Here is an 11,937-nt window from a genome sequence, read left to right on the forward strand (position 1 = left end):
CGAGGGCCGCGACATGGCGCCTCGCGTTCAGCCCGCGGCACATCCGGTCGGTACGTCGGTGGAGGTGCGCGATCTGTTCTTCAACACCCCGGCGCGGCGCAAATTCCTCAAGACCGAAAAAACCGAATTCGATCACCTGCAAGAAGTGATCAAGCGTCTGGCGCTGGCGCGTTTCGACGTGGCCTTCCACCTGCGCCACAACGGCAAGACCATCCTCAGTCTGCACGAGGCTCACGATGATGCGGCCCGCGCCCGGCGCGTGGCGGCGATCTGCGGTTCGGGCTTCCTTGAGCAGGCCTTGCCGATCGAAATTGAACGCAATGGCCTGCACTTGTGGGGCTGGGTCGGTTTGCCGACGTTCAACCGCAGCCAGGCGGATTTGCAGTATTTCTTTGTGAATGGCCGCGCGGTACGCGACAAACTGGTGGCTCACGCGGTGCGCCAGGCCTATCGCGACGTGCTGTTCAACGGCCGGCATCCGACCTTCGCGCTGTTTTTCGAGGTTGATCCGGCCGCGGTCGACGTCAACGTCCACCCGACCAAGCACGAAGTGCGCTTCCGTGACGGACGCATGGTGCATGACTTCCTTTACGGCACGCTGCACCGCGCACTGGGCGATGTGCGCCCCGAGGATCAGTTGGCCGGTTCCGTGACGACCGCTGTCGTGCGGCCAACCGGTATCGAGGCTGGCGAGTTCGGTCCGCAGGGTGAAATGCGTCTGGCGGCCAATGCGCTGCTCGAGCAGCCACAGGCGCAACCGGTGTTCAATACCTCGTCTGGCGCCAGTGCTGGCGGCGCTTATCAGTATCAGTACACGCCGCGGCCGCAATCGGCGGTGCCGCCAGCCGCCGAGGCTCAAGCCGCGTACCGTGAGTTTTTCGCGCCGCTGCCCGAGGCCAATGCCAACGCGCTGCCGGCCGGTCAGGAGGACATTCCGCCACTGGGTTACGCGCTGGCGCAGCTCAAAGGCATCTACATCCTGTCCGAGAACGCCCAGGGTCTGGTGCTGGTGGACATGCATGCCGCCCACGAGCGGATCATGTACGAACGCCTGAAAATTGCCATGGCCAGCGAAGGTCTCAGCGGCCAGCCGTTGCTGGTGCCGGAATCGCTGGCGGTGAGTCAGCGTGAGGCCGATTGCGCTGAAGAGCACGCCGCGTGGTTCCAGCGCCTCGGTTTCGAGCTACAGCGTCTTGGCCCGGAAACATTGGCCATCCGCCAGATCCCCGCGTTGCTCAAACAGGCTGAAGCCAACCGCCTGGTCGGCGACGTGCTGTCGGATTTGATGGAGTACGGCACCAGCGACCGGATTCAGGCGCACCTCAACGAACTGCTCGGCACCATGGCCTGCCACGGCGCGATCCGCGCCAACCGGCGTCTGGCCCTGCCGGAAATGAACGGCCTGCTGCGCGACATGGAAAACACCGAGCGCAGCGGTCAATGCAACCATGGCCGACCGACCTGGACCCAACTGGGCCTGGACGATCTGGACAAACTGTTCCTGCGCGGTCGTTGATGAGCCAGCTCCCTCCAGCGATTTTCCTGATGGGCCCGACCGCTGCGGGCAAGACCGACCTGGCCATCGAACTGACCAAGGTGCTGCCGTGCGAGCTGATCAGTGTCGATTCGGCGCTGGTCTATCGTGGCATGGACATCGGCACCGCCAAGCCGTCGAAAGAGCTGCTGGCCGAATTTCCCCATCGCTTGATCGACATTCTCGATCCGAGTGAAGCCTATTCCGCTGCCGATTTTCGTCGCGATGCCCTGCAAGCGATGGCCGAGATCACCGCACGGGGGAAAATTCCGCTGCTGGTGGGCGGCACGATGCTCTATTACAAGGCTTTGGTCGAAGGTCTGGCGGACATGCCGGCGGCCGATCCCGGGGTTCGTGCGCAGATCGAGGAAGAGGCTGCACGCCTTGGCTGGCAGGCCCTGCACGATCAGTTGGCGGTCATCGACCCGGTCTCGGCAGCGCGGATTCATCCGAACGATCCGCAGCGCTTGAGTCGGGCACTGGAAGTTTATCGGGTCAGCGGTCAGAGCATGACTGCCCTGCGTCAGCAACAATCTGCGCAAAGTACTGAAGCCGCCGCTTCGGGACTGCAACAATTGCCCTATACTGTCGCGAACTTGGCGATTGCTCCGGCAAACCGTCAGGTATTACACGAGCGCATTAAACAAAGATTCACAAATATGTTGGAACAGGGATTCATCGACGAGGTCGTAGCCCTGCGTAAAAGAAGTGACCTGCATTCAGGGTTGCCGTCTATACGTGCAGTAGGTTACCGCCAAGTCTGGGATTACCTGGATGGCAAGCTGACGTTGGCCGAAATGCAGGAGCGCGGCATCATCGCCACGCGCCAATTGGCCAAACGCCAGTTCACCTGGCTGCGCAGCTGGGAAGATTTATACTGGCTGGACAGTCTTGATTGCGACAATCTGCCACGCGCCTTGAAATACCTCGGGACCATCTCCATATTGAGCTGAGTCCTTGCAATTGCCGTCTATCCTTGGGGGTGTGGCGGCCAAAGCCATCTGAATTACCTATTTTTATTATTGAATCCTTAAAGGAGTGCGGCACATGTCAAAAGGGCATTCGCTACAAGACCCTTACTTGAATACTTTACGTAAAGAGAAAGTTGGGGTTTCCATCTACCTGGTCAACGGTATCAAGCTGCAAGGTACTATCGAGTCGTTCGACCAGTTCGTGATCCTGCTGAAAAACACCGTGAGCCAGATGGTTTACAAACACGCTATCTCGACAGTAGTGCCGGTTCGTCCAATTCGTCTGCCTAGCGCAACCGAATCCGAAGCAGGTGACGCTGAGCCAGGTAACGCCTGATAGGAGTCTCCTTTGTTCTTTGAGCGCCACGGTGGTGGTGAGCGAGTCATTCTCGTTCACTTGGATGGACAGGACCCTGAGGCGCGCGAAGATCCGCAGGAGTTTCAGGAACTGGCTAATTCGGCGGGCGCCGAGACCGTTGCGTTTTTTAACGTACCGCGTCATCGGCCAACCGCCAAATACCTGATTGGCAGTGGCAAGGTCGAGGAGTTGCGAGACCTGGTCCATGCCGAGAAGGCCGATCTGGTGATTTTCAATCACATCCTCACGCCCAGTCAGGAACGTAACCTCGAACGTGTTTTCGAGTGTCGCGTGATTGACCGTACCGGTCTGATTCTCGATATTTTCGCCCAGCGCGCCCGGACCCATGAAGGCAAGCTCCAGGTCGAACTGGCCCAGCTTGACCACATGAGCACCCGACTGGTTCGCGGCTGGACTCACCTTGAGCGTCAGGGTGGCGGTATCGGCATGCGCGGCCCGGGTGAAACCCAACTGGAAACCGACCGCCGTCTGCTGCGGGTGCGCCTGCGCCAGATCAAGGGCCGTCTGGAGAAAGTCCGCAGCCAGCGTGAGCAATCGCGACGCGGCCGGTCCCGTGCGGATATTCCCACTGTGTCCCTGGTGGGCTACACCAACGCCGGCAAGTCCACGCTGTTCAATAACGTGACCAAGTCCGAGGTGTACGCGGCTGACCAGTTGTTCGCCACGCTGGACCCGACCTTGCGCCGTCTGGAACTGGACGACCTTGGGCCGATCGTTCTGGCCGACACCGTAGGTTTCATTCGTCACTTGCCGCACAAGCTGGTCGAGGCATTTCGGTCTACGCTCGAAGAGTCGAGCAACTCCGACCTGCTGTTGCACGTGATTGATGCCGCCGAACCGGATCGCATGTTGCAGATCGAGCAGGTGATGGTGGTGCTGGGCGAGATTGGGGCCCAGGACTTGCCGATCCTCGAGGTATACAACAAACTCGATTTGCTTGAAGGCGTTGAGCCACAAATCCAGCGCGATGCCGATGGCAAGCCGCAACGGGTCTGGCTGTCGGCGCGTGATGGCACGGGTCTGGAGCTGCTCGAGCAAGCCATCGCCGAGTTGCTGGGCAGTGATTTGTTCGTGGGCACCTTGCGTTTGCCGCAACGATTCGCTCGACTGCGTGCGCAGTTTTTCGAGATCGGTGCGGTGCAGAAAGAAGAACACGACGAAGAAGGCATCAGTTTGCTGGCCGTTCGTTTGCCCCGGGTCGAGCTGAATCGACTGGTAAGCCGCGAAGGATTGCAGCCGATGGAATTCATCGAGCAACACACTTTGCAATAAAAGCCTGACAAAGCGGTTGTGCCGCAACGGCAGGCATTCTGTAGCATTGGTTGGCGCGCCGTGGGTGCGTCTTTGCTTTATCAGATGGAGAGCGCTATGGCTTGGAATGAGCCGGGTGGCAACTCGAATAATCAGGATCCTTGGGGTGGCAAGCGCCGCAATAACGGCGACCGCAAGGGGCCACCGGATCTCGACGAGGCCTTCCGAAAGCTGCAGGAAAGCCTGAACGGGTTGTTCGGTGGTGGTAAGAAACGCGGTGGTGATGACGGCGGTGGTTCGGGCAGGAGCGGTGGCGGCTTCGGCGGTCTGCTCGGCATCGGCCTCGTGGTGCTGGCGGCTGTCTGGCTGTACAGCGCGGTCTATGTGGTGGACGAGCAGGAGCAAGCCGTGGTGCTGCGCTTCGGCAAGTACTACGAGACGGTCGGCCCGGGCCTGAACATTTACTTCCCGCCGATCGACAAGAAGTACATGGAAAACGTCACGCGTGAGCGTGCGTACACCAAGCAGGGCCAGATGCTGACCGAAGACGAGAACATCGTCGAAGTGCCGCTGACCGTGCAGTACAAGATCAGCAACCTGCAGGATTTCGTGCTGAACGTCGATCAGCCGGAAATCAGCCTGCAGCATGCGACCGACAGTGCCCTGCGCCACGTGGTGGGTTCCACCGCCATGGACCAGGTGCTGACCGAAGGTCGTGAATTGATGGCCAGCGAAATCAAGGAGCGTCTGCAACGCTTCCTCGATACCTATCGCACCGGTATCACCGTTACTCAGGTCAACGTACAGAGCGCAGCGGCACCGCGTGAAGTGCAGGAAGCCTTCGACGACGTGATCCGTGCCCGTGAAGACGAGCAGCGTTCGCGTAACCAGGCCGAAACCTATGCCAACGGCGTGGTGCCGGAAGCCCGTGGTCAGGCCCAGCGTATCATCGAGAATGCCAACGGTTACCGCGACGAAACGGTCTCGCGCGCCAAGGGTGAGGCTGATCGCTTCACCAAACTGGTCGCCGAGTATCGCAAGGCCCCTGAAGTCACCCGTGAGCGTCTGTATCTGGACACCATGCAGGAAGTCTTCAGCAACACCAGCAAGGTACTCGTGACCGGCAACAAGAACGGCCAGAGCAACCTGCTTTACCTGCCGTTGGACAAAATGATTCAGAACAGTTCGGGCAGCAATGCACCGGTCACCGGTTCGGCCGCCGCCAGCAGCAACACGGACGTCACGCCGCATGTCACTGACCTGCCGCAGTCGCGCACAAGGGAGACCCGCTGATGAGCAATAAATCGCTGATCGCCCTTATTGTTGGCGTCGTTGTAGTCCTGGTGGGCTGGAATTGCTTCTACATCGTCGCTCAGACCGAGCGTGCGGTGCTGCTGCAGTTCGGCCGTGTGGTTCAGGCTGATGTTCAGCCGGGCCTGCATGTGAAAGTGCCTTACGTTAACCAGGTGCGTAAATTCGACGCACGCCTGATGACGCTGGACGCTCCGACGCAGCGCTTCCTGACCCTGGAAAAGAAAGCGGTAATGGTCGATGCCTATGCCAAGTGGCGCGTGAAAGATGCCGAGCGCTTCTACACCGCGACTTCCGGTCTGAAGCAGATCGCCGACGAGCGTCTGTCCCGTCGTCTGGAATCCGGTCTGCGTGACCAGTTCGGCAAGCGCACCCTGCACGAAGTGGTGTCGGGTGAGCGTGATGCGCTGATGGCTGACATCACTGCGTCGCTGAACAGGATGGCGGAAAAGGAGCTGGGGATCGAAGTTGTCGATGTTCGGGTCAAGGCCATCGACCTGCCGAAAGAAGTGAACCGCAGTGTGTTCGAGCGTATGAGCACCGAGCGTGAGCGTGAAGCTCGCGAGCACCGCGCCAAGGGTAACGAGCTGGCCGAAGGCATCCGTGCCGACGCCGATCGTCAACGCCGCGTGCTGCTGGCGGAAGCCTATCGTGAATCCGAAGAGATTCGCGGTGACGGCGATGCCCAGGCCGCTGCGATCTACTCCAAGGCCTACGGTCAGGATCAGGAATTCTATGGTTTCTACCGTAGCCTGCGCGCCTACCGTGAAAGCTTCGCGAACAAGTCCGACGTACTGGTCCTCGACCCAAGCAGCGACTTTTTCCGTTACCTGGAAAAGGCCAAGCCTTGATACGACGTTGACCTGAATCACTCCGCCCGGCGGCTAAAACCTCGGGCGGGGTGATCCTTTGGGAAAACGTGTGTATGATGCGGCAGCCGGGAAATTCCCGGCTTTTTTGCGTCTGCACGTTTGATTGCTGTTTTTTGTTGCAGGTGCCGGGTTGAATGGCCCGAGCGTTTTTCGAGGAAAGTGATGGGCGAAGCCGGTAACAGGCCTTTCGCCGCGTCGTTCATGCGCGTGCGTTTTCAACGCGCCGGTCATTTTCTGCTTCACTCAAGGCTCGCCCTCGGGCTGGCCGCCCGGATCAAAGGGGAATGGCGTAATGGCAACGGTAGACCGCTGGCTGCTGCCAGATGGCATCGAAGAAGTACTGCCACCGGAAGCGGCGCGCATTGAAGTCGCGCGTCGTCAGGTGTTGGATCTGTTCCAGAGCTGGGGTTACGAGTTTGTCGTGACTCCCCATATCGAGTACCTGGAATCCCTGCTGACCGGCGCGGGCCAGGACCTGGATCTGCGTACCTTCAAGGTCATCGACCCGCAATCGGGCCGGCAGATGGGGTTCCGTGCCGACATCACGCCGCAAGTGGCGCGCATTGATGCGCACACTCTGCGGCGCGAAGGCCCGAGCCGCCTGTGCTACGCCGGCAGCGTACTGCATGCCCAGCCGCGTGCACTGTCGTCCTCGCGCAGCCCGATCCAGCTGGGCGCCGAGTTGTACGGTGATGCCAGCCCGAGCAGTGACGTTGAAGTGATCAGCCTGATGCTGGCCATGCTGCAACTGGCCGATGTGCCGGATGTGCACATGGACCTCGGTCATGTCGGCATCTACCGTGGTCTGGCGCGCGCCGCCGGTCTGTCCGGTGAAGTCGAGCAGCAGTTGTTCGATGCGCTGCAACGCAAGGCCATCGACGAGGTCATTACCTTGACCGAAGGCTTGCCGGCCGACCTGTCCGGCATGCTGCGCGCGCTGGTCGATCTGTGTGGCGGTCGTGAAGTGCTCAGCGCTGCCCGCGAGCGTCTGGCCAATGCGCCGGCGCCGGTGCTGGCCGCACTGGAAGACTTGCTGGCGATCGCCGAGCGTCTGTCGGCGCGTTTCCCGCAGCTGCCGCTGTATTTCGACCTGGGCGAGCTGCGCGGCTACCACTACCACACGGGTGTGGTGTTCGCGGTGTTCGTGCCGGGCGTTGGCCAGTCCATCGCCCAGGGCGGTCGTTACGACGACATCGGCGCCGACTTCGGTCGTGCCCGCCCGGCAACCGGCTTCTCTACCGATTTGAAAACCCTGGTGACCCTGGGGCGTGCTGAGATCGAGCTACCGTCTGGCGGTATCTGGATGCCTGACAGTACGGATGCGGCACTCTGGCAGCAGGTTTGCCAGTTGCGCAGTGAGGGTCAGCGTGTCGTTCAGGCCTTGCCTGGACAACCTTTGGCCGCCGCCCGTGATGCGGACTGCGACCGGCAATTGATTCAGCAGAACGGGCTTTGGCAAGTATCGCCACTGGCTTCTTGAGTTTTCCTGCCGGCCAACGCCGGCACCAAGTTTGCGCGAATGAGGACAAGTGTTATGGGTAAGAATGTCGTAGTCCTGGGCACCCAATGGGGTGATGAGGGCAAAGGCAAGATCGTTGATCTGCTGACCGAACATGCTGCCGCCGTAGTGCGCTACCAAGGTGGCCACAACGCTGGCCACACCCTGGTGATCGACGGCGAAAAAACCGTCTTGCACCTGATCCCGTCGGGCGTGCTGCGCGAAGGCGTGCAGTGCCTGATCGGCAACGGCGTGGTGGTTGCGCCTGACGCTCTGCTGCGAGAAATCACCAAGCTGGAAGAGAAAGGCGTACCGGTGCGCGAGCGCCTGCGTATCAGCCCGTCCTGCCCGCTGATCCTGTCGTTCCACGTGGCGCTGGACCAGGCCCGTGAAAAGGCCCGTGGCGAGCTGAAGATCGGTACCACCGGTCGCGGCATCGGCCCGGCATACGAAGACAAGGTTGCACGTCGTGGCCTGCGCGTTGGCGACCTGCTGAACATGCCGCGCTTCGAAGACAAACTGCGTGAGCTGGTGGATTACCACAACTTCATGCTGGTCGGTTACTACAAAGAGCCGGCCATTGAGTTTGAAAAGACGCTGGCCGAGTGCAAGGAATACGCTGAACTGCTCAAGCCGCTGATGCTGGACGTCACGGCCGAGCTGCACGACCTGCGTCGCGCCGGCAAAGACATCATGTTCGAAGGCGCCCAGGGTTCGTTGCTCGACATCGACCACGGTACCTATCCGTACGTGACCAGTTCCAACACCACCGCCGGTGGCGTGGCGACCGGTTCGGGCGTTGGCCCGATGTTCCTCGATTACATCCTGGGCATCACCAAGGCTTACACCACTCGCGTAGGTTCGGGCCCGTTCCCGACTGAGCTGTTTGACGAAGTGGGTGCACACCTGGCCAAACAAGGTCACGAGTTCGGCGCTACCACCGGCCGTGCCCGTCGTTGCGGCTGGTTCGACGCCGTTATCCTGCGTCGCGCTATTGATGTGAACAGCATCTCGGGCATCTGCCTGACCAAGCTGGACGTACTCGATGGTCTGGAAACCATCAACATCTGCACCGGCTACAAAGATGCACAAGGCAACGCCGTTGCGCCGACCGACGCTGACAGCTACGTGGGCCTGCAGCCTGTGTACGAAGAAGTGCCGGGCTGGACCGAATCGACCGTGGGTGCCAAGACCCTGGAAGAGCTGCCGGCTAACGCTCGTGCCTACATCAAACGCGTTGAACAGTTGATCGGCGCGCCGATCGACATTATTTCGACGGGCCCGGACCGCAACGAAACCATCGTTCTGCGTCATCCGTTTGCTTGATAAGTCGTTGATGTAAAACCACAAAGGCCCCTTCATCGGGGCCTTTGTCGTTTATGCCTGTTGGACGGCATGACCTTTGCTGTGAATCTGTCTACAAGAGTGCCATCAAATTAATGGCGTCAGAAGTAGAGGTATTCACAGTGTCGGCCGTTCTCTCACTGTTACAAAGCCGTTTGTTGCGCCCCGTGTTCGTTACCCTTGGTATCGCCCTTTTGGTGCAAGTGTTGGTGGCCGTTGCCCTGACGCGGAGCACCGTCACGGCGCTGGAAGCCGATCTGGGTGTGCGCCTGGGGACTGACAGCCAGAAACTCTCCGGTGAGCTGGAGCAGGCCGGGCGCGAAGTCACGTCGAGCCTCGATGCCTTGTCCGCCAGTACCCGTCAGCGTCTGACTGCCGGCCTGTCTTCGCGCCTGAAAGAAGAGCAGGCGCAACTGCGTGCGACGCTGGAAAAGGATCTGAAAGATTCGGCCAATGACATGGCGCAATTGCTCGCCTCGGTCGCACCCCGCGCCATGTGGGACAGCGACGTGCCGACCCTGTCCGAGTTCGCCCGCCGCGCCCAGCGCAATCCCAATGTGTTGTTTGTGGTCTACGACGACGCCACCGGCCAGCACCTGACCCGTTATCTCAATCGCGAAAATCCGATCAACAAGGCCCTGCTGGAAAGGGGGCAGGGCGAGCGTGCGCTGGATAAAGTGCTGGATGCGGCGAAAAACGATCCGTCGGTCTACTACCTCGAAGCCTCGATCAACCCCAACGGCGTGGAAATCGGCAAGGTGCTGATGGGCGTCTCGACCGCGTCGGTGGAAACCGATTTGGCGGCGCTCGATAAACGTTTCTCGGCGTTGATCGCCAGCAGTGATCAACTGGTCGGCGACAGCCTCAAGGGGGCCGCTGCCGATAGCGCCAGCGCGATGCGCGGGCGCCTGCAATCGGCGCAGTCCACCGCCGCCGAGATGAAAGCCAATACCACCAGTACCGTGCAGGACGCTGCGGCGACTCTGCGCTGGCGGATCGGCCTGGGCCTGGCGCTGGTCGGTTGCGCAGTGTTGCTGCTGTTGGCCGTGGTGTTGGGGCATCGGGTGGTCAATCGCCTGAAGATGCTCAACGCAGCGATGGACGATCTGGCGGCGGGCGAGGGCGATCTGACCAAGCGCGTGCAGATCAACAGCAAGGACGAAATCGGCGACATGGCGTCGGCGGTCAATCGCTTTGTGGATAAGTTGCAACCGATCGTGCGTGAGGCGGGCGACGTGGCCCAGCGTACCGGCGTCGAGATCGGTGCCATGACCCTGCGCAATGCCGGTGCCGATGCGGCGGCCGGGATGCAGCGTGACGAAGTGGCCGAGAGCTTGCGCGCGCTGTCGCAAATGGCCGATGAGGCGCAATCGGAAAGTCAGGCGATGCAAGCGGCGTTGAAGCAGGTGGTGGATATTCGTCAGGCCACCGATGAAAACACTCGCACCTCTGCCAAGGTCGGCAGTTTGATCGAAGCGCTGGCCGGGCAGGTCGACACCGGGGCGAAAGTCATCGAGCGCCTGGCGCAACAAAGTGAACAGATTGAAGTGGTGCTGACGGTGATTCACGGCATCGCCGAGCAGACCAACCTGCTGGCGCTCAACGCGGCCATTGAGGCGGCGCGGGCCGGTGAAACCGGTCGTGGTTTTGCCGTGGTGGCGGACGAAGTGCGTGCCTTGGCGAGCAAGACGCAAAGCTCTACCGGCGACATTCAGGCGCACATCGTCGCCTTGCAGCAGGGCGCACGTGAGGCGGTAGAGGCTATCGGTCAGGCCGGGCGTCAGGCCAGCGAAGGTTTGCTGGTGTTGCGCGACAGTGCGCGGCTGCAACAGTCGGTGCAGGCCTCGGTCGAGCAGGTGCATGCGGCGATTGGCCTCGCGACACAAGCAGCCGCGCATCAGGCGCAGGGTGCTCAGGCTGTACGTGGGCGAGTCGAGACGATTCATGCGCAGGCCGAGAAGGCGGCGCAAGCGGTAGTGGAGACCACGGCCAGTGGCAAGGTGCTGGATGGGTTGGCAGCGCAGTTGAAGGCGAGTCTGGGGCAGTTCAGGGCTTGATGCTGTCTGGTTTGGCCTCATCGCGAGCAGGCTCACTCCTACAGGGGAAACGCATTCCGATGTAGGAGTGAGCCTGCTCGCGATAGCTATTTCAGCGGCTCAGATACATCCGGGTCGTAAGTAAATAAACCGGCAGCCCCGACACCAAAATCAACAGCGCCGCATAAGGCGCCGCCGCCGCAAACTCGACATTCGCGGTATGCGCCCAGACTTCCGTCGCCAGTGTGTTGAGCCCGGTCGGGCTCAGCAACAGCGTCGCGGTCAGTTCCTTCATCGCATCGAGAAACACCAGCGCAAACGCCGCGCCCAATGCCGGGAAAATGATCGGCAATGTCACCCGGCAAAACGCTGTGAACGACGACGCCCCCAAGGTACGCGCGGCCTCTTCCAGCTGCGGTGCAGCCTTATTCAGTGCCGTACGAATCGGCGCCTGCGCCAGCGGCAAAAACAGCAATGCATAGGCAATCAGCAACAGCGCCGACGTCTGATACAGCACCGGCACGTAATGCAGGGCGAAATACACCAGCGTCAGCGCGATCACCAGGCCCGGCAAGGCGTGGAGCAGATACGGCAGGCGCTCGGCCCAGATCGCCAGTCGGCCCTTGTAACGCACCACCAGCAACCCGACCGGCACCGCCAGCAGCAGGCACAGCGCGGCGCCACCGAGCGACAAGGCCAGCGAAGACAGCAGGGCCTCGGTGATCGCCCCGACCGGGAAGG

At 61.0% G+C, this 11,937-nt stretch carries 10 protein-coding genes; 9 read left to right on the forward strand and 1 reads right to left on the reverse strand.

What is annotated here, in order from left to right:
- The 9 genes from mutL to DBR24_RS27885 form a co-directional block, all read left to right on the forward strand.
- A partial coding sequence (gene mutL / locus DBR24_RS27845; RefSeq protein ID WP_256591920.1) for a DNA mismatch repair endonuclease MutL occupies positions 1–1,516 on the forward strand: 1,516 nt, incomplete at its 5' end.
- Positions 1,516–2,487 (forward strand): tRNA (adenosine(37)-N6)-dimethylallyltransferase MiaA, encoded by a 972-nt coding sequence (miaA, locus tag DBR24_RS27850; RefSeq protein ID WP_128616312.1) that lies wholly within the window; start codon positions 1,516–1,518, stop codon positions 2,485–2,487. The genes mutL and miaA, both read left to right, overlap by 1 nt.
- Before the next feature lie 94 nt (positions 2,488–2,581).
- The gene (gene hfq, locus DBR24_RS27855; protein ID WP_007902656.1) at positions 2,582–2,842 is read left to right on the forward strand and encodes an RNA chaperone Hfq; all 261 of its coding nucleotides are present in this window, start codon (positions 2,582–2,584) and stop codon (positions 2,840–2,842) included.
- A 12-nt stretch (positions 2,843–2,854) separates the two neighbouring features.
- Positions 2,855–4,156 carry a ribosome rescue GTPase HflX gene (gene hflX, locus DBR24_RS27860; RefSeq protein ID WP_123470910.1) on the forward strand — a complete coding sequence of 434 codons (1,302 nt, stop codon included), beginning with the start codon at positions 2,855–2,857 and terminating at the stop codon, positions 4,154–4,156.
- Between the two features lie 96 nt (positions 4,157–4,252).
- On the forward strand, positions 4,253–5,428 hold the full coding sequence (hflK, locus tag DBR24_RS27865) for an FtsH protease activity modulator HflK (protein WP_123470912.1): 1,176 nt from the start codon (positions 4,253–4,255) through the stop codon (positions 5,426–5,428).
- A complete protein-coding gene (gene hflC / locus DBR24_RS27870) occupies positions 5,428–6,297 on the forward strand; it encodes a protease modulator HflC (RefSeq protein WP_123470914.1) in 870 nt (289 codons plus the stop codon). Before hflK ends, hflC begins: the two co-directional genes overlap by 1 nt.
- 313 nt (positions 6,298–6,610) lie before the next feature.
- Entirely contained in the window at positions 6,611–7,798 is a 1,188-nt protein-coding gene (locus tag DBR24_RS27875; RefSeq protein WP_123470915.1) for an ATP phosphoribosyltransferase regulatory subunit, read from the forward strand.
- Between the two features lie 54 nt (positions 7,799–7,852).
- Complete coding sequence (locus DBR24_RS27880; RefSeq protein ID WP_123470917.1) at positions 7,853–9,142, forward strand: adenylosuccinate synthase; 1,290 nt, start codon at positions 7,853–7,855, stop codon at positions 9,140–9,142.
- Between the two features lie 140 nt (positions 9,143–9,282).
- Positions 9,283–11,217: a methyl-accepting chemotaxis protein gene (locus DBR24_RS27885; RefSeq protein ID WP_128616313.1), complete on the forward strand. Its 1,935-nt coding sequence runs from the start codon at positions 9,283–9,285 to the stop codon at positions 11,215–11,217.
- A gap of 91 nt (positions 11,218–11,308) precedes the next feature.
- Here DBR24_RS27885 and DBR24_RS27890 read toward each other — a convergent pair.
- Positions 11,309–11,937, reverse strand: a 629-nt coding sequence (locus tag DBR24_RS27890; RefSeq protein WP_146189134.1) for an iron ABC transporter permease, incomplete at its 5' end; no start/stop codon positions are given.

Origin of the sequence: Pseudomonas sp. HMWF006 (assembly GCF_003061205.1) — a bacterium.
GTDB lineage: Bacteria > Pseudomonadota > Gammaproteobacteria > Pseudomonadales > Pseudomonadaceae > Aquipseudomonas > Aquipseudomonas monsensis.

Coding starts and splice junctions, on each gene's coding strand:
- DBR24_RS27875 (WP_123470915.1), top strand. CDS start 6,611: ATGGCAACGGTAGACCGCTGGCTGCTGCCAGATGGCATCGAAGAAGTA.
- miaA (WP_128616312.1), top strand. CDS start 1,516: ATGAGCCAGCTCCCTCCAGCGATTTTCCTGATGGGCCCGACCGCTGCG.
- hflK (WP_123470912.1), top strand. CDS start 4,253: ATGGCTTGGAATGAGCCGGGTGGCAACTCGAATAATCAGGATCCTTGG.
- hfq (WP_007902656.1), top strand. CDS start 2,582: ATGTCAAAAGGGCATTCGCTACAAGACCCTTACTTGAATACTTTACGT.
- DBR24_RS27880 (WP_123470917.1), top strand. CDS start 7,853: ATGGGTAAGAATGTCGTAGTCCTGGGCACCCAATGGGGTGATGAGGGC.
- hflC (WP_123470914.1), top strand. CDS start 5,428: ATGAGCAATAAATCGCTGATCGCCCTTATTGTTGGCGTCGTTGTAGTC.